The 21,109-nt window shown below is 69.3% G+C and carries 21 protein-coding genes, 1 tRNA gene and 1 pseudogene; 10 read left to right on the top strand and 13 right to left on the bottom strand.

The annotated features are described in order from the left end of the window. Window positions 1-193 precede the first annotated feature (193 nt). A complete protein-coding gene (locus tag C8K38_RS00905) occupies window positions 194-1,408 on the top strand; it encodes a S8 family serine peptidase (protein ID WP_097209806.1) in 1,215 nt (404 codons plus the stop codon). Window positions 1,409-1,488: 80 nt separating this feature from the next. On the opposite strand, the gene C8K38_RS00900 is transcribed toward C8K38_RS00905, so the two are convergent. Then, a tRNA-Leu gene (locus C8K38_RS00900) sits at window positions 1,489-1,574 on the bottom strand. A 125-nt stretch (window positions 1,575-1,699) separates the two neighbouring features. On the opposite strand from C8K38_RS00900, the gene C8K38_RS00895 reads away from it, so the two are divergent. The 3 genes from C8K38_RS00895 to C8K38_RS00885 all read left to right on the top strand — a co-directional run bounded on the left by C8K38_RS00895 (window position 1,700) and on the right by C8K38_RS00885 (window position 4,000). After that, window positions 1,700-3,052, top strand: coding sequence for a M20/M25/M40 family metallo-hydrolase (locus tag C8K38_RS00895; protein WP_097209805.1), 1,353 nt, complete (start codon window positions 1,700-1,702; stop codon window positions 3,050-3,052). A gap of 61 nt (window positions 3,053-3,113) precedes the next feature. After that, complete coding sequence (locus tag C8K38_RS00890) at window positions 3,114-3,647, top strand: YbhB/YbcL family Raf kinase inhibitor-like protein (protein ID WP_097209804.1); 534 nt, start codon at window positions 3,114-3,116, stop codon at window positions 3,645-3,647. A gap of 83 nt (window positions 3,648-3,730) precedes the next feature. Next, entirely contained in the window at window positions 3,731-4,000 is a 270-nt protein-coding gene (locus C8K38_RS00885; protein WP_097209971.1) for a hypothetical protein, read from the top strand. A 10-nt stretch (window positions 4,001-4,010) separates the two neighbouring features. On the opposite strand, the gene C8K38_RS00880 is transcribed toward C8K38_RS00885, so the two are convergent. Together C8K38_RS00880 and C8K38_RS00875 are read right to left on the bottom strand one after the other, a co-directional pair. Next, the gene (locus C8K38_RS00880) at window positions 4,011-4,295 is read right to left on the bottom strand and encodes a hypothetical protein (RefSeq protein ID WP_097209803.1); all 285 of its coding nucleotides are present in this window, start codon (window positions 4,293-4,295) and stop codon (window positions 4,011-4,013) included. 101 nt (window positions 4,296-4,396) lie between these two features. Continuing rightward, complete coding sequence (locus tag C8K38_RS00875; RefSeq protein WP_097209802.1) at window positions 4,397-5,311, bottom strand: LysR family transcriptional regulator; 915 nt, start codon at window positions 5,309-5,311, stop codon at window positions 4,397-4,399. A gap of 93 nt (window positions 5,312-5,404) precedes the next feature. Here C8K38_RS00875 and mqo point away from each other — a divergent pair, with 93 nt between their 5' ends. Continuing rightward, the gene (gene mqo, locus C8K38_RS00870) at window positions 5,405-6,913 is read left to right on the top strand and encodes a malate dehydrogenase (quinone) (protein WP_097209801.1); all 1,509 of its coding nucleotides are present in this window, start codon (window positions 5,405-5,407) and stop codon (window positions 6,911-6,913) included. On the opposite strand, the gene C8K38_RS00865 is transcribed toward mqo, so the two are convergent. After that, window positions 6,910-8,307, bottom strand: a complete 1,398-nt coding sequence (locus C8K38_RS00865; RefSeq protein WP_097209800.1) for an FAD-binding oxidoreductase — start codon at window positions 8,305-8,307, stop codon at window positions 6,910-6,912. The two genes, mqo and C8K38_RS00865, sit on opposite strands and share 4 nt — an antisense overlap. 204 nt (window positions 8,308-8,511) lie before the next feature. Here C8K38_RS00865 and C8K38_RS00860 point away from each other — a divergent pair. Continuing rightward, window positions 8,512-10,347, top strand: a pseudogene (locus C8K38_RS00860) (thioesterase domain-containing protein); the annotation flags it as partial. Between the two features lie 273 nt (window positions 10,348-10,620). On the opposite strand, the gene C8K38_RS00855 reads toward C8K38_RS00860, so the two are convergent. Genes C8K38_RS00855 through C8K38_RS00845 form a run of 3 tightly spaced genes read right to left on the bottom strand, consistent with a single transcriptional unit; the run spans window position 10,621 to window position 12,984 of the window. Next, a complete protein-coding gene (locus C8K38_RS00855; RefSeq protein WP_143548363.1) occupies window positions 10,621-10,833 on the bottom strand; it encodes a hypothetical protein in 213 nt (70 codons plus the stop codon). A 19-nt stretch (window positions 10,834-10,852) separates the two neighbouring features. Then, window positions 10,853-11,923: a quinone-dependent dihydroorotate dehydrogenase gene (locus tag C8K38_RS00850; protein ID WP_097209797.1), complete on the bottom strand. Its 1,071-nt coding sequence runs from the start codon at window positions 11,921-11,923 to the stop codon at window positions 10,853-10,855. Between the two features lie 47 nt (window positions 11,924-11,970). Beyond that, window positions 11,971-12,984, bottom strand: a complete 1,014-nt coding sequence (locus tag C8K38_RS00845; protein ID WP_097209796.1) for a YncE family protein — start codon at window positions 12,982-12,984, stop codon at window positions 11,971-11,973. Between the two features lie 220 nt (window positions 12,985-13,204). Between C8K38_RS00845 and C8K38_RS00840 the strand changes: the two genes are divergently transcribed. After that, on the top strand, window positions 13,205-13,558 hold the full coding sequence (locus C8K38_RS00840; RefSeq protein WP_097209795.1) for a hypothetical protein: 354 nt from the start codon (window positions 13,205-13,207) through the stop codon (window positions 13,556-13,558). A 66-nt stretch (window positions 13,559-13,624) separates the two neighbouring features. Here the strand turns inward: C8K38_RS00840 and C8K38_RS00835 are convergent, their stop codons facing one another. The 6 genes from C8K38_RS00835 to C8K38_RS00810 form a co-directional block, all read right to left on the bottom strand. Then, window positions 13,625-14,470 carry a heme ABC transporter ATP-binding protein gene (locus tag C8K38_RS00835; protein WP_097209970.1) on the bottom strand — a complete coding sequence of 282 codons (846 nt, stop codon included), beginning with the start codon at window positions 14,468-14,470 and terminating at the stop codon, window positions 13,625-13,627. Beyond that, a complete protein-coding gene (locus C8K38_RS00830; protein WP_097209794.1) occupies window positions 14,470-15,546 on the bottom strand; it encodes a FecCD family ABC transporter permease in 1,077 nt (358 codons plus the stop codon). Before C8K38_RS00830 ends, C8K38_RS00835 begins: the two co-directional genes overlap by 1 nt. Then, entirely contained in the window at window positions 15,543-16,508 is a 966-nt protein-coding gene (locus tag C8K38_RS00825) for a heme/hemin ABC transporter substrate-binding protein (RefSeq protein ID WP_097209969.1), read from the bottom strand. Before C8K38_RS00825 ends, C8K38_RS00830 begins: the two co-directional genes overlap by 4 nt. A 59-nt stretch (window positions 16,509-16,567) precedes the next feature. Continuing rightward, window positions 16,568-17,254 carry a biliverdin-producing heme oxygenase gene (locus C8K38_RS00820; protein ID WP_077041613.1) on the bottom strand — a complete coding sequence of 229 codons (687 nt, stop codon included), beginning with the start codon at window positions 17,252-17,254 and terminating at the stop codon, window positions 16,568-16,570. Window positions 17,255-17,295: 41 nt separating this feature from the next. Further along, window positions 17,296-17,763: a TIGR03668 family PPOX class F420-dependent oxidoreductase gene (locus tag C8K38_RS00815; RefSeq protein ID WP_257016966.1), complete on the bottom strand. Its 468-nt coding sequence runs from the start codon at window positions 17,761-17,763 to the stop codon at window positions 17,296-17,298. Between the two features lie 105 nt (window positions 17,764-17,868). Continuing rightward, complete coding sequence (locus tag C8K38_RS00810; RefSeq protein ID WP_097209793.1) at window positions 17,869-18,789, bottom strand: aldo/keto reductase; 921 nt, start codon at window positions 18,787-18,789, stop codon at window positions 17,869-17,871. A gap of 127 nt (window positions 18,790-18,916) precedes the next feature. On the opposite strand from C8K38_RS00810, the gene C8K38_RS00805 reads away from it, so the two are divergent. Genes C8K38_RS00805 through C8K38_RS00795 form a run of 3 tightly spaced genes read left to right on the top strand, consistent with a single transcriptional unit; the run spans window position 18,917 to window position 21,109 of the window. Beyond that, complete coding sequence (locus C8K38_RS00805; RefSeq protein WP_179800416.1) at window positions 18,917-19,762, top strand: undecaprenyl-diphosphate phosphatase; 846 nt, start codon at window positions 18,917-18,919, stop codon at window positions 19,760-19,762. A gap of 9 nt (window positions 19,763-19,771) precedes the next feature. Further along, window positions 19,772-20,464, top strand: coding sequence for a histidine phosphatase family protein (locus tag C8K38_RS00800; RefSeq protein ID WP_097209792.1), 693 nt, complete (start codon window positions 19,772-19,774; stop codon window positions 20,462-20,464). 51 nt (window positions 20,465-20,515) lie between these two features. Beyond that, window positions 20,516-21,109: a DUF3090 domain-containing protein gene (locus C8K38_RS00795; RefSeq protein ID WP_077043673.1), complete on the top strand. Its 594-nt coding sequence runs from the start codon at window positions 20,516-20,518 to the stop codon at window positions 21,107-21,109.

Here is a 21,109-nt window from a genome sequence, read left to right as displayed (position 1 = left end):
TGTGCCATCGGTAGGTCGCTCAGTTCTGATCTCGAAGTGCCGGTCGACGTCGGATTCTACCGAGTCCGGGGATGTGCCGAGACCATCGCAGTTTCCGCTGACACAGGTGGTGACATCGCTCACAAGCCCGAGGAGGATTTCGGTATCGGGGGATTCGTCGGCAGTCGATGCCGATCACCGAAAGGCCGAGATCATGAATGAGATGAATGGTTCCACGGATCCGCCCCGGTTCCCGAGAGCAGTGACCGACGACATGGCCCGTCCGAACTCGCTGCTGCACGTCGAGTCGGTGGTACCCGTCGAGGCCCCGGTGCAGAAGGACGGACCGTTCCTGCCGGAACTGACGGAGGTCGATCTCCTCGTCCGCGCGGCGGACGCCCGTCGTGAGTTCAACGTCGGAGGTTCCGGTGTCACCGTCGCGGTGCTGGACACCGGATTACGCACCACACACGTGGATTTCGCCGGCCGGGTGGTGCCGGGGCGCAATTTCACCCGCGACAACGCCGGCGACCCCGCGGAGGTCGCGGACGGTCACGGCCATGGCACGAACGTGGCGGGAATCGTGTGCGCGGCGCGGATCCACACCGGCATCGCCCCGAACGCACGCATCGTCCCGGTCAAGGTCCTGGACGACAGCGGCGGCGGGAGCTTCACGGACATTCGGGACGGACTGGACTGGGTGCTCGAGCGGCGGTCGTCGCTGGGCATCTCGGCGGTCTGCTTGGCGCTTGGCGCCTCGGACAACCGGACGACCGACACCGACATGCCGGGCGACGGCATCGGCGCCCTGCTCCAGGAATTGACCGACGAGGGTGTCTGCTGCTGCGTGTCGGCGGGCAACGACTACTACGCGCACGGCGGCTTGCAGGGGATGAGTTATCCGGCGATCTTCCGGCAGACGATCAGCGTCGGGTCGGTCTACGACGCCGACGAGGGCAGCTTCCGCTACCGGGACGGGGCGAAGGCGTTCGAGACGGCTGCCGACCGCATGACGCCGTTCTCGCAGCGGCTGCACCGCAAGATCGGTGGGCCGTGTGCGACGGACATCTTCGCGCCGGGGTCTCCGGTGACGTCGGCGGGCATCCTCAACGACACCGGCGAGTCGCTCCAGTTCGGGACGAGCCAGGCGACACCGATCGCGACCGGAGTCGTCCTGCTGTTGCAGTCCTTCTACCTGCGGACCAGGGGTGAACTGCCGTCGGTCGCCGACGTGAAGCGGTGGCTGGTTCGCGGCGCCACCGTCATCTACGACGGCGACGACGAGCACGACAACGTCGGGCACACCGGGCTGTCCTTCCCGAGGGTCAGCGCGGTCGGTTCGCTGCTCGCCTGTGCGAAGGACCTGGCGATGCGCGAACTGACGGCCGCCGAGCACGCAAGGGCGGAGGTGGCGACGGGCCGACGATGATGTCGGACAAGAGAATTCGGAGAAACGAAAAAGGCCCCGGATCGTGATCCGGGGCCTTGCTCGTCTGTCTCAACTCAGAGTGCGCGAGGGGGGACTTGAACCCCCACGTCCATTAGTAGGACACTAGCACCTCAAGCTAGCGCGTCTGCCATTCCGCCACTCGCGCATGCACACCTTGTTGTTCGCCCGCCGTGTTCTGCGTGCTGGGAAAGATTAGCTGATGCAGCGCCCCACACCAAAATCAGCGCGTCTGCGCTGCTGGGAGGGGGTGTTCGGTGGTAGGAAAGTGGGGTGTCAGTCATCAAGATCAACTCCGATCGGGGCCGAGCAGAGGCCGAAGTCGTCGAACTGGTCAGCGCGCTGATCCGATTCGACACCTCCAACACCGGTGAGCTCGCCACCACCAAGGGGGAGCGCGAGTGTGCCCAGTGGGTGGCCGCCCGGCTCGAGGAGGTCGGTTACGAGACCGAGTACGTCGAATCCGGCGCGCCCGGCCGCGGGAACGTCTTCGCCAGGCTGCGGGGCGCCGACCCGTCCCGTGGCGCGCTGCTGATCCACGGTCACCTCGACGTCGTGCCCGCCGAGCCCGCGGACTGGAGCGTGCACCCCTTCTCCGGGGCGGTCGAGGACGGCTACGTCTGGGGCCGCGGGGCGATCGACATGAAGGACATGGTCGGGATGACCCTCGCGCTGGCCCGCCAGTTCAAGGCGGAGGGCACCGTGCCGCCGCGGGATCTGGTGTTCGCGTTCCTCGCCGACGAGGAGGCGGGCGGCAAGTACGGGTCGCAGTGGCTGGTCGAGCATCGCCCGGACCTGTTCGACGGCGTCACCGAGGCGGTCGGCGAGGTCGGCGGCTTCTCGCTGAGCGTGCCGCGCCCCGATGGCAGCGAGGCCCGGCTGTACCTGGTGGAGACGGCGGAGAAGGGGCTCGGCTGGATGCGGCTGACGGCCAAGGCCCGCGCCGGTCACGGGTCCTTCCTGCACGAGGACAACGCCGTCACGATCCTTGCCGAGGCGGTCGCGCGGCTGGGCAGGCACACCTTCCCGCTGGTGGTGCCGGACTCGGTCGCCGAGTTCCTCGGCGCGGTGAGCGCGGAGACGGGGGTCGAGTTCGACCCGACCTCACCGGACATCGACGGCACGCTCGAGAAGCTCGGGACGATCTCGCGGATCATCGGGGCGACGCTGCGTGACACCGCGAACCCGACCATGCTCAGCGCCGGGTACAAGGCGAACGTGATCCCGCAGACCGCCGAGGCGGTGGTCGACTGCCGCGTGCTCCCCGGCAGGCAGGCCGCCTTCGAGCGGGAGGTGGACGAGCTGATCGGGCCGGACGTCACCCGTGAGTGGATCACCAAGCTGGATTCCTACGAGACCACCTTCGACGGGCACCTGGTGGACGCGATGAACGCCGCGATCCTGGCGCACGACGAGAACGGCAGGACGGTGCCGTACATGCTGTCCGGTGGCACGGACGCGAAGGCGTTCGCGAAGCTGGGGATTCGCTGCTTCGGGTTCGCGCCGCTGCAGTTGCCGCCTGAGCTCGACTTCACCGCTCTCTTCCACGGCGTTGACGAACGGGTGCCCGTCGACGCGCTCGAGTTCGGTACCCGAGTTCTCGAGCATTTTCTCCATAATTGCTAGTGCCAGCAATCCATCGAGTGATCGCTCCGGTTCCGCCCCTCACCCGCTGAAAGGTCTCACCATGGCTTCCTCGCACAATCCCTACGACGCGCTTCCCGAGCTCCCGTCCTTCACGCTGACCTCGACGGACATCGAGGACGGCCAGGTTCTGGCCAACGCTCAGGTGAGCGGGATCTTCGGGGCCGGTGGCCAGGACATCTCGCCGCAGCTGTCGTGGTCAGATTTCCCCGCGGAGACGAAGAGCTTCGCGGTGACGGTGTTCGATCCGGACGCCCCCACCGCCTCCGGCTTCTGGCACTGGGCCGTGGCGAACATCCCGGTGACGGTGACGTCGCTGGCGTCCGGTGCCGGTACCTCGGACGGGTCCGGCCTGCCCGAGGGTGCGGTGCAGCTGCTCAACGACGGCGGCCTGTACGGGTATCTCGGTGCCGCGCCGCCGGCCGGGCACGGCCCGCACCGGTACATCGTCGCGGTGCACGCGGTCGGGGCGGAGAAGCTGGATGTGGACGCGTCTGTCAGCCCGGCCCGTCTGGGATTCAACCTCTACAGTCACGCGATCGCGCGCGCGACGCTGACCGGGACATACGAGCAGTAGCGAACCGACCGGCGCGCGGGGCCCTCGGACCGACCGGTCGAGGGCCCGCGCACCGACGAGGGAACGGGGGAGCGAGCGTGGAGATGCGTGTCTACGGGGAGCCGTACGAGACCGCCAAGGGCGCCACGATCATCACCGTCGCCCGGGTCGGCGGCCGCCGCTTCGGCCCCCACGACGTCGCCGCGGTGCCCGTCGGCGTGTTCGTCATCCACGGCGGGGAGGTCTCCTGGAGGCCCGCCGTCGACGAGACCCGGATAGCGCTGATGGCCCTGTCCGTCGGTCTCGCGTCGGCGGTCATCGCCACCCTGGCGGTCCTTCGCCGTCCGCCCTGGCCCGATCTGTCGCGGCGGTGACGTGCGCCGGTCAACTGCCGTGGCCGAGGGGGTTGAACACGACGCGGTACCAGTTGCCCGTCGCGGGATCCTGCGTGCACGGGACGATGACGATGGCGCGCGACGTCTGCTCGAGAAGCGCGGCCTTGCTGCACAGGTATTGGGCCGACTCGCCGGAGAACTCCGACCGGTAGAGCGGTCCGAACTCCCACGGCTGCGCGCTCGCGGTTGCGGTGCCGAGCGTGGCCCCGAGGGCGACGGGTGCCGCCAGCAGTCCGAGAATCGTTGCGGTGCGCCTGGTCTGCCTCTTTCGCATGAGTGCTCCTCCGTTGACGTGGCGAACGGTCCTGCTGGTTCCGTCGCCGTTGGCTGCAGGAGCGTTACGGCGACTGCTCAGCGCGTTTTCGCGTGGCGGAGTCACCTCGTGGCGTTCGTGATGAACTCACCCGCGTGGCCGGTGACGTGATCGTGTAATCGCGTCACCGCGGCGGACGGTCGTTGGTTGCCCGTGACGAGCCCGATGGTCCGGTCACCCACCCCCGACAGGGTGATGCCCACGAGGTCGGGGTGGGATGTCTCCGCGGCGGGTAGCAGGGCAATGCCGAGTCCGTGTCCGACGAGGACTCGAATTGTCTCGAACTCGCTGATCTCGAACGCAACGTGTGGCGTGAACCCTGCTCGGGCGCACCACGAGTCCAGGCGTTGCCGGAGGTGGTAAGTCGGCGGGCTGGCGATGAAGTGCTCTTCGACGAGTTCCGCGAGTTCTACCTGGCTGCGTCCGGCCAGCGGGTGGGTACGTGCGACGTGGAGCAGGATGCGTTGGCGTCCCAAGACCGTCACTGGCAGATCGTCGGGTGGTGGGATGATCACGGCGAGGTCGAGCCGGCCGTCGCGCACCATCTCCGACAGCGCTTCGCCGTGCGCCTGCACGAGATGTAGTCGGATTCTCGGTGCCACCCGGTGGAAACCGGCGAGCAGTGAGGGGATGCTCACCGGACCGAGGGTGAGAGGGAATCCAAAGCGCACGAGTCCGCTGTCTGGATCGGCGTTGCCCTTTACCGCGCTCACGGCGTCGTCGAGTGCCCACACCAGGTCCCGGGTTCGTTCGTGGAGTTCGCGTCCGGCGGTGGTGAGGGAGACGCCTCGTCCGACCTGTTGGAAGAGGGGCACTCCCAGCGTTTGTTCGAGGGACTTGAGGCGGCGACTCAGCGACGACTGTGGCACCCCGAGGACATCGGCTGCGCGGGTGATGTGGCCTTCGCGGGCAGCGGTGTCGAATGCTGCGAACAGCGGAATCGCGGCCGCGACCTCGTCCGACAGGAATCGATCCATATTCGGATTGTAAGTCCATCATCTCCTCATTGGACGGATGAGTGGCGCAGGCGCACCCTGAGGGATACCACCGGCGACCAGGAGTGCGATCCCATGGACCACAGTGAAACGGCAAGCGCGGGAACGAGTATCGACCCCGAGGTGGTCGACGTCGTTCTCATCGGCGGGGGCATCATGTCCGCAACGCTGGGTGCGTTGCTCGCCAGGTTGCAGCCCGAGTGGTCGATAGTCGTGCTCGAGCGTCTAGGCGAGCTCGCGGGCGAGAGTTCGGGTCCGTGGAACAACGCCGGTACCGGCCATGCCGGGCTGTGCGAGCTCAACTACATGCCCGATCCCGAGGACCCCGCGAAGGCCGAGGACATCGGCCGGCAGTTCCACCTCTCGCGCCAGTTCTTGGCCGCGCTCGTCGAGAGTGGTGACCTGCCTGCCGCCGCGTCGTTCATCAATCCGACGCCGCACATGGACGTCGTCTTCGGCGACCGCGACATCCGCTACCTGCGGCAACGATTCGCCACCCTGCAGCGTTCGCCGCTGTTCGCGGCGATGCAGTTCACCGAGGATCCCGACCTGATCCGCCAATGGGCACCGCTGTTGATGGAGGGGCGCGCCAATACCGGGCCGATCGCCGCGACACGTTACGAGGCCGGCACCGACATCGACTTCGGCGAGCTGACCCGCACCCTGATCCGCTCCATGACCGCACGCGGTGCACAGGTGAGGATGCACCACGAGGTCACGGGGCTCTCCAGGGGAGCCGACGGCCGGTGGACCGTGACGGGTAGGGACCGTAGCCGCGGGGACCGCTTTCGGATCAGGTCCCGTTTCGTCTTTGTCGGTGCCGGCGGGTACGCCCTCAAGCTCCTACAGAAGGCGAAGATCCCGGAGGTCCGCGGCTACGCGGTGTTTCCCCTCGGTGCGCAGTTCCTGCGCACCGGCAACCCAGATGTCGTCACACGGCACGATGCGAAGATATACAGCCAAGCGTCCGTCGGCGCGCCGCCGATGTCGGTACCCCACCTCGACAAACGCGTCGTCGACGGCGGTCCGTCCCTGATGTTCGGCCCCTACGCCACCTTCAGCACCCGACTTCTCAAGCAGGGCCGCCTCACCGACCTGTTCACCACCGTTCGGCTGCACAACCTGGCGCCATTGCTCGCCGTCGGGGCCAAGAACCTGCCGCTCGTCCGCTATCTGATCGGTGAGTTGCTGGCGTCACCAAAACGAAAGTTCGCGCAGCTGAGGCGTTTCTATCCCGGCGCCGACCCCGCCGATTGGGAGCTGGTGCAGGCAGGCCAACGTGCCCAGCTGATCAAGCCGGACCCACGCAAGATCGGTGTACTGACCTTCGGGACCGAACTGGTCACCGGGGCCGACGGGACCATCGCCGGACTGCTCGGCGCATCACCCGGTGCGTCGATCGCCCCGTCGGTGATGGTCGAGCTTCTCGCCACCTGCTTCCCAGCCCGCCACAAGGATTGGGAGCCGATACTGCGGAAGCTCATGCCGGGCATCGAGACCCGAGTGGATGCAGATCAGGCCAGCGTCGACACCACCCTCGACCGCACCGGCCGGATCCTCGGCGTGGTGCCGCGATCCAGCTAGCCCGACACCAGTCGAAGCCGTCGGGCCAGGTCGGAGGCGAAGACCCGGTCTGGGTCCACCCCGTCGCGGACCTTTCGCCATTCGTCGAGCCGCGGGTACATCCGGGCGATGCGGTCGGGAGTCGTGCGGGAGTCCTTGGCGAAGTAGAGGCGGCCGCCTGCGGCCAGCACCTGTTCGTCGAGCTCGTCGCAGAATCGCCCGAGCCCGGAGCGAATCGGGAAGTCGAGGCTCAGCATGAAACCCGGATGCGGCCACGAGAGCGGTGCGGGATTACTGTCGCCCATCCTCTTGAACACGTTGAGGAACGATCGATGCCCGGACTCGGCGATCGTGCGCACGATGTCGGCGAGTTGCTGCTCCGCGCCGAACGGGATGGAGAACTGGTACTGCATGAACCCCTGGGGGCCGTAGGCGCGGTTCCACTCTCCGAGCAGGTCGAGCGGGTGGTAGAACTGCGTCAGATTCTGGACGGTGCCCCGGCCGTGCTTCGGGTACATCCGGTGGGCGGCCTCCGCGGCGACCCGCGTCGTGAGGCGGTTGACCAGGCCACTCGGGAAGATGTCCGGGACGGTCAGCAGCTGAGGAGCGTTGAACCGCAAGGGGTCCCGGCGCAGCTTCGGCGGTAGTTGGTCAATGGTCGCCAGCGATCCACGGGTGAACCCGGCTCGGCCGAGCTTCGGCCCGGTGGAGATGGTGTCGGGCACCGACATCGAGTGGTCGTAGCCCTCGTCGGAGCCGCCTGTCAGCAGTTCCATCGTCTCGTCGAGGTTGGCGGTGCGGTCGTGATCGGCGATGAAATAGGCCGTTTCGGTATGCTTCATCCGCACGCGCGCGCGGACAACGATGCCGGTCAGCCCCATTCCGCCGACGGTGGCCCAGAACAGGGCCTTCTTGTCGCTTGTAGGCGAGATGGTGCGGATGTTCCCGTCGGCGGTCAGCAGGTCGAGAGACTCGACGTGGTTGCCGAAACTGCCGTGAGAGTGGTGGTTCTTGCCGTGGATGTCGGCGCCGATGGCTCCGCCCACCGTGACCTGCCTGGTGCCGGGCAGCACGGGAACCCACAGGCCGTGCGGGAGAACGGCACGCATCAGCGCATCGAGGCTGACCCCGGCATCGAGGTCGACGATGCCGGAATCGGGATCGATGCTGTGGATCTGGTCGAGGGCGGTCATGTCGATGACCAGTCCGCCCGCGTTCTGTGCGGGATCGCCGTAGCTACGGCCGAGGCCGCGGGCGATGACCCCCCTCGGTCCGGCTTGGCTCACCGCCTTGGCGATGGCCTCCAGATCGGGGGTCGTCAGCACGTCGGCTGGTGTCGCTGCGCGCCTACCCCACCCGCTGAGAGAACGCCGTTCGGTTCTGAACTCGGTCGTCACAGTCACCGGACCCACCATAGCCACACCGAGCCGCAGGCATCCGCAACGAACGAGCACCATTGCGCGATAGAGCAGTTCGAGGCCTCCTGACGTGTCATGATCGTTCCCGTTTGGGTCTGGATGCCGGGGGATCGGGGCGGCGGGACCCGCGTGTCGCACGTATGAAATCTGGGCGCTGTGCCGCAATACCGGCGAGCGTCGCGAGGAGGGGAGCTTCACATGTCGAGCGAAACCAGCTGCACCCTGGGTGCGTATGTTCCGCTGCCGGACGGCAGGCACGCGTGGGAGGTTCGGGCGTCGTCGGCCACTGACTTCGGCGCGCTCGTCACGGCGGCGGGCGCACATGTGTTGCCGGACGCGGTCCTTGGCGCCACCGTCACGCACGGCCAGCTGCCGTCGGACGGGCGCCTCACGCTGACCCTGGTGCCGCATCTCGGCGGGGCTTCGGTGCAGGTCTTCCGCCAGGCGGGTGCGGGCGGTTTCACGCTCCTGTTCGAGGCGGTCGTCTCGTCCGGTGTGGCCCTGCCCGAGCCGGTTGCAATCGTGCCGGTGGAGCGGTCCACTTCGCCGATGGAGGAGCTGCCCGAGGTCGTCGAATCCTTCGGTGGCAGGTGGGATTCCGGCAGTGGCCAGAGTCTGGAGGAGCGGCTGGGGCTGATCGTCGCGGAGTCCATGGGCTACGCGATCGAGGATCTGCCCGCCGAGATCCCGCTGATCGAGCTGGGGTTGGACTCGCTGATGGCGGTGCGGATCAAGAACCGCGTCGAGTACGAGTTCGACATCCCGCAGCTGCAGCTGCAGGCGGTCCGCGATGCAAGCCTGCGCGAGGTGGAGAAGTACCTGCGCTACGCGATCGAGAACCGCGAAGAGGTGGAGGCGCTCGCCGAGCAGCAGCGGAAGGAGAAGGAGTCGGAGCAGGCGCCCGCGGCACTCCCCGCCGAGTCCGAGATCACCGCGCAGGCGTTGCAGGCCGCGCCGTCCGACGTCGATGTGCCCCCGCGTGATGCCGCCGAGCGGCTGACGTTCGCGAGCTGGGCCGTCGTCACCGGGAAGTCGGCGAAGGGCATCTTCAACACCCTGCCGGTGCTCGACGACGACACCGCGGAGCGGCTGGCCGCGCGCCTGACCGAACGTGCGGGTGGCGAGGTGACCTTCGACGACATCCTCGACTCGGAGACCATCGAGCAGCTCGCGGAGAAGGTGCGCGAGCACCTGGAGGACGGCATGAAGATCGACGGGCTGGTCCGCACCCTGCGTGCCAGGCCCGAGGGGTCCACCGCGGTGCCGGTGTTCGTGTTCCACCCGGCAGGCGGCTCGACGGTCGCGTACGAGCCGCTGCTCAAGCGGCTACCGGCGGGCACCCCGATGTACGGTCTCGAGCGCGCCGCGGGCTCGCTCGACGAGCGAGCCGCCGCGTATCTCCCATTGGTCCGCGACATCCAGGGTGACGGGCCGTACGTGCTCTACGGCTGGTCGTTCGGCGGTGCACTGGCCTACGCAGTCGCCCAACGGCTCCGCGAGGAGGGAGCGGACGTTCGCATCGTCGGTCTCATCGACACGGTCATGCCCGGCGAAAAGGTCGAGGACACACCGGAGGAGACCCGCAGGCGGTGGCAGCGGTACGCGGCATTCGCGAAGAAGACGTACAACCTCGACTACCCGCTGCCCTACGACAAGCTGGCGGCGGCCGAGAGCGACGAGGCGCAGATTCAGATCCTGATGGATCTCCTCAAGATGAGCGGCACCAAGATCCCCGGCGGCATCATCGAACATCAGCGCAACTCCTGGCTCGAGTACCGCGCCATCCAGACCGCGGATCTCGGGACCTACGACGGGGACGTCGTGCTGTACCTGACCGACAGCTACCAGGACGACCTGATGGACCTCGAGCCGTCGTTCCGGACCCGTCAGCCCGACGGCGGCTGGGGCGAGGCGGTGCAGAACCTCGAGATCCTGCACGTCGGTGGCGATCACATCCAGATCATCGACGAGCCGCGGGTCGCGACGGTGAGCGCGGACCTGATCAAGAAGCTCGCCCTGATCGAGGTGGACCTGTAGAGCCACGGCCGGGAACGGGGCTCACGCGCCTAGAATCCGTACATGAGCCACTACGTCAGGCAGGAACCGGTCGAGCCGGAACCCCGGCCAGCGCAGTCCCAAGGCCGTCCTCGGTTCCGATGGGTCAGGGCGGGTCTGGATTTGCTTCGCCCCGGGAACCTGCTCCGCGACAGGGCGGCCAGCAGGTACTCGTCGGTGGCGCCGCGGCATCCCGATGGGTCCCGGACCAAGATCATCCCGTTCAACGGCAACGGCTGGGGTCGATAGGTCCGTTCAGTCTCGGCGCTGCCGACGGCGAGCGACGAGCACCGTCGTGACCGAACCACCGATCGCCACCAGCAGCGCGGCGGCCGCGACGCCGAGATAGCGCCGCTCGGACGCCTCGCTGTACGGATAGGTGTCAGCCCAGTCCAGGCCGAGTCGCACGACGACCGCACCGAGCAGCCAGCTCAACAGCAAACCGGCGATGACGGGCGCGTGACGCATCATGCCATCGTACGAGCGCTCAGGCGCGGTGCTCGGCGCCGACCGCCTCGGACAGCGAGGAGTACCCGGCCGCCCGGACCCGCTGTGCCAGGCCCTTGTGGATCCGGCGCATCCAGAACGGGCCCCCGTAGATGAACCCCGTGTAGCCCTGAACCAGGCTGGCGCCGGCCAGGATCCGCTCCCAGGCCTGGTCGGCGGTCTCGATGCCGCCGACGGAGATCAGCGCCAGCCGGTCCCCGACCCGCAGGTACAGGCGGCGCAGGACCTCCAGCGACCGGTCCGCGACGGGAGGGCCGGACAGGCCGCCCGCGCCGATCGCGGCGACGTCGGACTCCGGGGTGCGCAGGCCGCTCCTGCTGATCGTCGTGTTGGTGGCCACGATGCCTGCCAGGCCGAGCTCGACCGCGAGGTCCGCGACCGCGTCGACGTCCTCGTCGGACAGGTCCGGCGCGATCTTCACCAGTACCGGTACGTCCACGGCGGCCTGCACCGCGCTCAGCAGCGGACGCAGCGACTCGACGGCCTGCAGGTCGCGCAGACCCGGCGTGTTGGGGGAGCTGACGTTGACGACGATGAAATCGGCGAGCGGGCCCAGCAGACGGGCGCTGGCCGTGTAGTCGGCGTCGGCCTCGGCCGCGGGCACGACCTTGGTCTTGCCGATGTTCGCGCCGATCGGCACCCCGTTACGCCGCTGGCGCAGCTGGTTCGCCGCGTGGCCCGCGCCGTGGTTGTTGAAGCCCATCCGGTTGATCAGCGCGCGGTCGGCCGGCAGCCGGAACAGGCGCGGCGCCGGGTTGCCCGGCTGTGCCTGGGCGGTGACGGTGCCGACCTCCGCGAAGCCGAACCCGAGTGGGCCCCAGGCATTCACGCCGGTCGCATCCTTGTCGAATCCGGCGGCCAGGCCGAGCGGAGCCGGGAAGTCCACCCCGAACACGCGGGTGCGCAGCACCGGATCGGAGACGGTGAGCACCTTGGCGACCAGTGCGCGAACCAGCCCTACGGCGGTGACCAGCCGCATGGCGCGGAACGCGATGTGGTGAATTCGTTCCGGCTGGAGGCGGAACATCAGGCGAAGCAGCAGGCTGTACAACGAATCTCCCTAGATTCCGGTCGTGCGAGCGTGGGCGGTGACCACCGTCATGACTGCGCCTTGGTGTCGATCGACTGCAGTCCGTCGCCGATCGCCGAGCCGACGAAGAGCGTGCCGGTGCCGGGGTCGACCGCTACCGCGTTGGGCTGGCGGACGGTGGGGAAGCGACGCTTCTCGACCGGGATGCCGCTCGAGAGGTCGTAGCCGATCACCTCGTTGCTGCCGGTCAGCGTGACCCAGACCAGGTTGGCGGTGTCGTCGTATGCGATGCCGTACGGGGAGTTCGGGACAGGGAAGCGCTGCCGCATCATCAGCGGATCGGTGGTCAGGGCGATCAGCTCGCCGCCGCGGGTGTCGGTGACCAGGACCCGGCCGAAGTGGTCGGTGGTGAGGTTGGTGGCACCCTCGCCTGCGCGCAGGGCGCGGCCGAGGTGCTTGTCCGGGATGTCGATCTCGGTGACGGAGGTCTGCCTGCGATCGAGCGCGGTCAGTTGCTCGCCGGTGACGCCGAGCGCGTCGACCGACGCGAGCCCCGAGATCCGCTCGGTTTCCTTTCCTGCCGAGTCGAGGACGAGGACCGAGCCGTCGGAGGTGCCGACCGCCGTCGCGCCGGACTCGAGGAGGGCGGCGGAGCTGACGTCGCCGTCGACCTCGACGTTGGTCGTCTGCCCCGATGCCAGGTCCACCCGGACCACGGCGCGGCCTGCGGGCACCAGCAACACACCGTCGCGTGCCGCGCCGAGATTCGCCACGCCGCCGGGCAATCGGACCTCACGCGGGGCCGCCGCGGGATCGGCGGCGGGCAGCAGCAGGAGACGGTCCGCGTCGGGTGTGAGCAAGGCCACGGTCCCGGTCTTTGGGTCGAATGCCGCCGTCTCGACGGCGCCGGGGAGCGGTCGCACGGTGCCGGCCGGCGGCGCGACCGTCGCGGGGGAGACCGCCGCGGTGGCCGGCTCGATGGTCTTGAGATTCTCGCCCTCGTCCTTCGAGGAACAGCCGGTCACCAGCAATAACAGCGCCCCCGCCAAGACCGTGGTGGTGCGTCCCGCCGGTACCCGCATGTACGTCTCCTCAGTCGCGTTTCGGCGTCGCGGGCCGAGGCCGCGGCGTGCCCGCCGCCGACCCGTTTGCCCGGTGTTCACCGTGTCCGTCACCTAGCATCCCTGATCGCGTCTCGTCCGAATAATCCGACTCGGGCCTGCGGGCCGGATCGGGACTACCGTGAACGGACCTGGACTGGCGTCCGGCAGTTTTCGTGGACCGCGGCAGGGAGGGGACGGCGTGGACTCAGGCAAGACCACCGGGTTCGCGTTGGAGGATCTGAGCGTCGGTCCCTACGCACACGGGTTCGGCACGAACGCGGGTGGCCAGGCCTTCGCGTTCCGCGTCCGCCGCAGCACCCTCTTCGTCGAGGTGTATCGCGCGGACCTCGAGTCCACCGTCCCCGACAAGTCGGACGTGGTCGCGACTGCCGAGCGCTCGATGATCACCGTCGACCTGACCGACGAGCGCAGTATCGCCGCCGCGGTGCGCGATGCCGTCGCCGCGGCGGAACCGGTCAACCCAGGAACCGCAACCGGTACCACCCTCCGGGCGCTGCTGGGTCGACTCAGCTCGATACTCGACCGCCGCTGAGCCCTGCCGAGTGTGCAGCTGCCGTCGCCCGCACTCGGCGGATGCGCCGGCAGCTGCACACTCGGCTCAGTCCCGCTGCGGCAGGACCAACTGGGCGCCCGAGCGCGGATGCGCGATCACCTCGACGGGGTGGCCGTACACCCGGCTGAGCAGGTTCTCGGTGAGCACCTCGCGCGGGCTGCCGTACGCGGCGAGCGCGCCGGCCTCCAGGACGGCGACGGTGTCCGCATAGGCCGCGGCCAGCGCGAGGTCGTGCAGCACCACCACGACCGCGGTGCCGGCCCGCGCGCGCTCACGCACCAGGGACATCACCGCCTCCTGGTGGCCGAGGTCGAGCGCCGCGGTGGGCTCGTCCAGCAGCAGCGTCTCCGTGCGCTGGGCGAACACCCGGGCCAGGGCCACGCGCGAGCGTTCGCCGCCCGAGAGTGCGGCGAACGGCCGCTCCGCGAACCTGGCGACGTCGCATGCCTCCATGGCCTCACGCACCGCGTCCGCATCCTCGTCCCGGCAGGCGGTGCGTACCCACGGCGCCCGGCCCATCCGGACCACCTCGAGGGAGGTGAACGAGAACCCGACGGTGTGCTGCTGCGGGAGTACCGCGCGCCGCTGGGCCATGTCGGTGCCGGTCCAGCGGTCAAGCGGCCTGCCGTCGAGCTCGACGTGGCCCGCGGCGATGTCCTGATCGCCCGCCATCGCCGCCAGCAGCGTCGACTTGCCTGCGCCGTTCGGTCCGACGAGGGCGAGCACCTCGCCGACGCGCACGTCGAGCGAGACGGATTCCAGTACCCGGCGCTGCCCGCGGTCCACGCTCACGTCCACCGCGCGCATGCTCACCGCGCCCGGCTCTCGGCGCTCCGGGACCTCGAGCTCGCGCGCGAACAGGGTGCGCAGCTGCGCTGCCAGCGTCGCCATCAGGCCCACCCACCCTGCTGGCGACGGGTCCGGCGCAGCAGCCAGAAGAAGAACGGGCCGCCGACCAACGAGGTCAGCATGCCGAGCGGCAGGTCGGCGTTGGGCACCAGGGTGCGGGCCCCGAGATCCGCGGCGAGCAGCAGGATCGCGCCGCCCAGCGCGCTGGCCGGGATCAGCAGGCGGTGGCCCGGCCCGACGATCATCCGCATCAGGTGCGGCACCACCAGGCCGACGAACAGGATGATGCCGGTGAACGCCACCGACGAGGCGACCAGCAGCGCGACGACCACGACCGCGAGCTGGCGCACCCGTTCGACGTTCACGCCGAGATGCGCGGCGGCGCTCTCGCCGAGGGCCAGCAGATCCAGTTTGGTCGCCATCGTCATGGTCACCGCGATGCCGACGGCCGCCATCGGCGCGACGATGGCCACCGAGTTCCATGTGGCGCCGTTGAGGCTGCCGAGCTGCCAGAACACGATCTGATCGCGGGCCGCGGGGGAAGCGGCGAACGTGAAGTAGGCGATCAGGCCGCCCGCGAACGCGTTGATCGCGATGCCGGTCAGGACCAGGGTCACCACCTCGGTGCGGCCCTCGGACCGCGCCAGCAGGTACACCAGGGCCGTGGTGATGAGCCCCGCGATGAAGGCGGCCGCCGCAACGGGGGGACCGGCGACGAATGCGCCGCCGGTGACGATCACGGCGCTGGCCCCCACCGCGGCGCCTGCTGAGACACCGATGACGCCGGGCTCGGCGAGCGGGTTCGCGAACACGCCTTGCAGGAGCGCGCCCGCACAGGCGAGCGCGGCGCCGACCACGATCGCAAGCGCGACCCGCGGGAACCGGACCTGCCAGAGGGTGACCTCGCCGCTCGGGTGCGCGGGCATGGGGCCGAGGTCGAGACCGATGCGGTGCAGGACGCTGCCGATCACCTCCATCGGCGCGGTCGGCACCTGCCCAACGCAGGCGGAGACCAGTGCGAGCACGAGGAGCGCGATGCTCAGCGCAGCCAGGACCGCCCCGCCGCGGAGCCGCCTGCGCGGCGGCGCGGCGGCGGGGGCGGCCGTCGTCGCGGTCACTGGGCGGGCGGGCCGTACACGGCCGTCGCCAGTGCCTTCAGGACGGCGCCGGTGCGCGGCCCGAAGCTGAGTAGGGCGCCGTCCTGCATGTCCACGATCCGCTGGTTACTGCCGGCGGGGGTCTGCGCGATGCCCGGGATCGCGGTCAGGCCCTCGACGCCTCCGATGGATTCGAGGCCGCCGGTCATCATCAGGAACACGTCCGGCGCCGCCGCGATCATCGCCTCGCTGGTGATCGACGTGAAGTCCTTGGTGAGCCCGGCCGCGGTCCCCGCGTCGGTGGCTCCGAGTCCCTCGATCAGCGAGTCCGCACCCGACCCGGGGCCGGCCAGCATCGTGATCGCGGGGCCGCGCATGTACAGGAATGCGATGGTCAGCGGGTCGGCGTTCGACGGAACGAGGGCGGAGGCCTCGGCGATCTCGGCGGCGGTCCGGTCGCGCAGCGCGGTGCCCTCGGCGGGAACCCCGAGCGCGTCGGCGACGGCCTGGATCTGGTCCGGCACGCTCGCCAGCGAGCGGCTGGGGTCGAAGTACACGACGGGGATGCCCGCCGCGCGCAACTGGTCCTGGACGGCCCTCGGCCCGATGCTGGAGTCGGTGAGCACCACGGTGGGGTGCAGGTTCAGGATGGCCTCGGCGGACAGCTGTCGGCCGCTCGGGGTGACGTTCGGGACCGACTCCACGGCGGGGAACTTCGCCGCGATGTCCCGGCCGACCAGACGGTCACCGAAACCGAGCGCGTAGACCGTCTCGGTGAGGGTGCCGTACTGATCCGCGGCGACGATCCGGCTGGTGTCGGTGATCGTCACGTCGACGCCGTCCGCGCTCCGGACGGTCACCGGCAGGGTCGAGACCGGGTGCTCCGCGATCGGCTCGGGGTCGAGGCTCTCGAGGGTGGCCGTTGTCCGGCCGGTCTGCGCGCCGGTCGGCGCGTCGCCGCCGGTCGCGCAGGCGGTCGTCATCGCCGCGGCGGCCAGCGCGATGGCCAGCAATCGCACGCCCCGAGCGCCGAGCAGTCGGCTCATTTGACGAGGTAGCTCTCGATCTCGGCCTCGAGGTCCGCGAACAGATCTCCGTTGAGACGGTAGGCCAGGATCACCTCGTCGATCAGACGCTGCTGCTCGTCCGCGGACAGCGGCGCGGCGTCGAGCTTGCCCCGGTAGGCGTCCTTGTAGAGCTTGGGCTTCTCGATCTGGTCGAAGATGTAGAACCGCAGGCCGTCGGTGGTGTAGCCGTAGGCGCGCTCGAGCATCCGGCGGATGATCTGTCCGCCGGAGAGATCGCCCATGTAGCGGATGTAGTGGTGCGCGACGAAGCCGGCGGGCCAGTCGAACGCGATCTCGTGGAGCCGGTCGACGTACCGGGTGGTGGCAGGCAACGGGGTGATCTCGTCTCGCCAGTTCGCGCCGAGCAGGAACTCCAGGTCGGCCTCGAGTGCCTCGGTGCGCAGGAGCTCGTCGCCGAGGAACTCCGCCACGATCGGGTTCGATGCCTGGGCGCGGCCCGCCTCCTCGAGCGCGAGGTAGACCAGGTAGGTCTGGCCGAGCAGGGCCGCATATCCGGCACTGGTCAGCTTGCCCGCGAGGAGATCTCCGACGAAGCGCGACTGCTCGGTCTGGCGGTGCGCAGCGTCGGTCTGCGTCCTGATCCGCTCGGCCAATCCGGTCGCATCATCCGCGGCGTCTACACCGGAATCGAGCATTGTCATCGTTACTCCTGTAGCTCTTCGGAAGCGCAATTCATCCTAGGTTAGCCTGCCCTAGTAGATCGGGTGTCCAGGGCTGACCAGGAGACCCATCGGTCCGGATCGATCGCGACCACCGGACCCCCGGGCGGAGACGCCGTGTACTGCACGTACTTCCGTACGAGCGCGTCGATGCCGATCCGGCTCTGCGCGTCGTCGTCGAGCACGCGCGCCGCGCCGTCGACGCGGATCCACCAGAGTTGCGACCAGTCCTCGGCGTACTCGTCGACGAGCAGGCTGACCCGCCCGGTGGCGGTGATGTTGTCGAGCCGCCGCAGCCGTCGCGTCGACTTGGGCTTGTCGTCGACCGCCGTGTAGATCAGCCCGCCCGCCATCGCGAAGACCACCGGCACCAGGTGCGGCAGGCCCTCGGCCCCGACCGTGGCCAGCGTCGCGACGCGCGCGCGGGCGAACCGGCTCGCGCGGGCGAACCGGCTGTGGAGCTCGGCCTGCGGTATCGACGGGGGCGGCACCCCTTCAGCGTAGGTCGCCGGAGCGCAGCTTGCGGAGCGACCGGGGAGCACCGGAGCGCAGCCTGCGGAGCGACCAAAGAGCACCTGCGCGCAGGAAGGGGGCGGTCAGGCGCTGACGTCGTCGAGGGCCGCGGCGATCGCCGCGGGCAGCTCCAGGTCCTCGGCCGCCAGTACGCCGGTGTGCTGGGCGTAGTCCCTCGCACCGACGATCGCGCTCGCCACCCCCGGCCGGTCGCACACCCACGCCAGCGCCACGGCCAGCGGGGAGGCCCCGAGCCCGTCGGCTGCCGTGACGACGGCCTCGACGACCCGGGCGGTGTGGTCGGCGTTCAGGTACCCGACGACCAGGTCCGCGCCGGTCTCGGTGGCGCCGCGGGAGTCGGCGGGGATGCCGTCGCGGTACTTGCCGGTGAGCACGCCGCCCGCAAGCGGGACCGCGGCCAACAGGCCGATGCCGTGGTGGTCCGCGGCCGGGATCAGTTCGTCCTCCACCCCGCGCGCGAGCAGCGAGTACTCGGCCTGGGTGGCGATGAGCTTGGTGCCCGCCGCCGCGGTGGCCAGCTGCCAGCCCAGGTGGCCGCGCGCCCCGACGTACCGGGCCCGCCCGGTCGCGACCGCGAACTCGAGGGCCGAGGCCACCTCTTCGACCGGGGTGAAGGGGTCCCAGGTCGCAACCTGCCACAGGTCGAGGTGGTCGGTGCCCAGCTCCTTGAGGGTCGCGTCGAGCTGACCGATCAGCGCGCGTCGCGAGCAGTTCAGGCGTTCTGGGCCGGGGTGGATGCCCGCGCTGCTGCTCAACACCAGCTGGTTGCGCGGCACCACGTCGTCGAGCAGCTCCGCCAGGATCCGCTGCGACACGCCGTCGCCGTAGAACGGTGCCGAATCGACCAGGGTGCCACCGGATTCCGCGAAACCCATCAGCTGGGCCGCGGCCTCGACGCCGTCCGTGTCCCGACCCCACCCGAGCGTGCCGAGTCCGATGCGGGACACCCGGAGTCCGCTGTCGCCGACCGCGCGCTGCCTCATAATTCGATCACCACAAGAAGGGGAGCGTAGTGGTGCCGCGCGGTGCGCGCGCAGAGGGCGCGCCGGGTACGGTCGCTCCCGTGAATCTTCTTTGCCGCGTGTACGTGTCCCCGGGAGTCGGCCTGTGATCGTGGAATCGATGACGTGGCTGCAGGCCATCGTCCTCGGAGTGGTCCAGGGACTGACCGAATTCCTGCCGATCTCCTCCTCCGGCCACCTTCGTATCGTGTCGGAACTGTTCTGGGACACCGACGCGGGTGCCTCCTTCACCGCGGTGACCCAGCTCGGCACCGAGGCCGCGGTGCTCGTCTACTTCGCCAGGGACATCTGGCGGATCGCGGTGGCCTGGTTCCGCGGCCTGTTCGACCCGGACAAGCGCGGCGATCACGACTACAAGATGGGCTGGTACGTCATCGTCGGCACCATCCCGGTCGGCATCCTCGGGTTCATCTTCAAGGACGAGGTCCGCACCGGGGCTCGCAACCTGTGGCTGGTCGCGAGCATGCTCATCGTCTTCGCGCTGGTGATCGCCGCAGCGGAGTACTACGGGCGCAAGCGCAGGCCGATCGAACAGCTCACGCTCAAGGACGGCGTGATCATGGGCTCGGCTCAGGCGTTGGCCCTGATCCCAGGCGTGTCACGCTCCGGCGGCACCATCAGCGCAGGCCTGTTCCTCGGTCTCACCCGTGAGGCCGCCGCTCGCTACTCGTTCCTGTTGGCGATCCCCGCGGTCACCGCGGCCGGATTGTTCAGCCTCCCCGACGCATTCGCGCCCGCGGGCGAGGGACTCAACGCCAGTGGGGCCCAGCTGATCGTCGCGACCCTCATCGCCTTCGTGATCGGGTACGTCACCATCGCGTGGTTGCTCCGGTTCGTGGTCGACCACTCGATGTACTGGTTCGTGGGCTACCGGATCATCCTGGGTCTGCTGGTGTTCGGGTTGCTGGGCACGGGCGTGATCTCCGCGACCTAGGCTGGGCCCATGACAGTGATCCTGCTGCGGCACGGACGGTCGACGTCCAACACCTCGGGCATGCTCGCCGGCCGGTCACCGGGCGTCGATCTCGACGATCGCGGCCGGGAGCAGTCCCGCGCGGTGGTGGATCGGCTCACGGGCGTGCCGCTCGCGGCGATCGTTCGCTCCCCGCTGCTGCGCTGCGAACGGACCGTCGAGCCGCTGGCGCGGGACCGGGACCTGGACCCGATCGCCGACGAGCGGTTGATCGAGGTGGACTACGGCACGTGGACCGGACAGGCGATCAAGGACCTGTTGGAGGAGCCGCTGTGGAAGGTGGTGCAGCAGCACCCATCCGCCGCGGTTTTCCCCGACGGCGAGGGCCTGGCGCAGGTGCAGGCCAGGGCGGTCGCCGCGATCCGGGCGCACGATGCCAGGCTCGCCGAGGAACACGGCGGGGACGTGCTCTGGCTGGCCTGCACGCACGGCGACGTCATCAAGTCGGTGCTCGCCGATGCGCTCGGCACCCATCTGGACGGGTTCCAGCGGATAGTCGCCGACCCGGCCTCGGTCAGCGTGGTGCGTTACACCGCGACCCGACCGTTCGTGCTGCGGATGAACGACACCGGCGACCTGTCTGGACTCAACGGCAGCGCGCCCGCCAAGCCCGCCGGTGTCGGATCGTCGGATGCCGTTCCCGGCGGCGAGGTGGGAAGGTAGGGGTAGGCGGATAATCACAGATAACGACCACTCGACCAGACGGAGGTGCTGATGTCCCGAGCAATACACGTTTTCCGCACCCCTGATCGATTCATCGCCGGAACCGTCGGCGAGCCAGGTGACCGCGCCTTCTATCTCCAGGCGATCCACGAGTCCCGCGTGATCAGCGTGTTGCTGGAGAAGCAGCAGGTGCAGGTGCTGGCCGACCGGATGGGGCTGCTGCTCGACGAGGTCCACCGCCGGTTCGGCACGGCCGTGCCGCCGCAGGACGTCGAGCTCGAGGACCTCAGCCCGTTGATGACGCCGATCGATGCCGAGTTCCGGGTGGGCACGATGGGCCTCGGCTGGGATGCGGATGCCGGTTCTGTGGTCGTCGAGTTGCTGGCGGTCAGCGAGTCGGAGTTCGACGAGTCCGTGGTCCTCGACGACGCCGAGGACGGGCCGGACGCCGTCCGGGTCTTCCTGACACCCGAGCAGGCCAGGGCGTTCGCGCTGCGGTCCGTGCGGGTGATCGCGGCAGGGCGCGCGCCGTGCCCGCTGTGCGGCGAGCCGCTGGCCCCGGAGGGGCATGTCTGCATCCGCACCAACGGCTACCGCCGCGGCGCGAACTTCGAGCGCATCGACGAACTACCCGAAGAGGAATAG

Origin of the sequence: Rhodococcus sp. OK611 (assembly GCF_003050885.1) — a bacterium.
Lineage (GTDB): Bacteria > Actinomycetota > Actinomycetes > Mycobacteriales > Mycobacteriaceae > Rhodococcus_G > Rhodococcus_G oryzae.
Note: the sequence above shows the minus strand (reverse complement) of the source record. Positions and strands in the feature narration are given on the sequence as shown.

Coding starts and splice junctions, on each gene's coding strand:
- C8K38_RS00905 (WP_097209806.1), top strand. CDS start 194: ATGAATGAGATGAATGGTTCCACGGATCCGCCCCGGTTCCCGAGAGCA.
- C8K38_RS00890 (WP_097209804.1), top strand. CDS start 3,114: ATGGCTTCCTCGCACAATCCCTACGACGCGCTTCCCGAGCTCCCGTCC.
- C8K38_RS00885 (WP_097209971.1), top strand. CDS start 3,731: ATGCGTGTCTACGGGGAGCCGTACGAGACCGCCAAGGGCGCCACGATC.
- C8K38_RS00880 (WP_097209803.1), bottom strand. CDS start 4,295: ATGCGAAAGAGGCAGACCAGGCGCACCGCAACGATTCTCGGACTGCTG.
- C8K38_RS00875 (WP_097209802.1), bottom strand. CDS start 5,311: ATGGATCGATTCCTGTCGGACGAGGTCGCGGCCGCGATTCCGCTGTTC.
- mqo (WP_097209801.1), top strand. CDS start 5,405: ATGGACCACAGTGAAACGGCAAGCGCGGGAACGAGTATCGACCCCGAG.
- C8K38_RS00865 (WP_097209800.1), bottom strand. CDS start 8,307: ATGGTGGGTCCGGTGACTGTGACGACCGAGTTCAGAACCGAACGGCGT.
- C8K38_RS00855 (WP_143548363.1), bottom strand. CDS start 10,833: ATGCGTCACGCGCCCGTCATCGCCGGTTTGCTGTTGAGCTGGCTGCTC.
- C8K38_RS00845 (WP_097209796.1), bottom strand. CDS start 12,984: ATGCGGGTACCGGCGGGACGCACCACCACGGTCTTGGCGGGGGCGCTG.
- C8K38_RS00835 (WP_097209970.1), bottom strand. CDS start 14,470: ATGGCGACGCTGGCAGCGCAGCTGCGCACCCTGTTCGCGCGCGAGCTC.
- C8K38_RS00825 (WP_097209969.1), bottom strand. CDS start 16,508: ATGACGACCGCCTGCGCGACCGGCGGCGACGCGCCGACCGGCGCGCAG.
- C8K38_RS00820 (WP_077041613.1), bottom strand. CDS start 17,254: ATGACAATGCTCGATTCCGGTGTAGACGCCGCGGATGATGCGACCGGA.
- C8K38_RS00810 (WP_097209793.1), bottom strand. CDS start 18,789: ATGAGGCAGCGCGCGGTCGGCGACAGCGGACTCCGGGTGTCCCGCATC.
- C8K38_RS00800 (WP_097209792.1), top strand. CDS start 19,772: ATGACAGTGATCCTGCTGCGGCACGGACGGTCGACGTCCAACACCTCG.
- C8K38_RS00795 (WP_077043673.1), top strand. CDS start 20,516: ATGTCCCGAGCAATACACGTTTTCCGCACCCCTGATCGATTCATCGCC.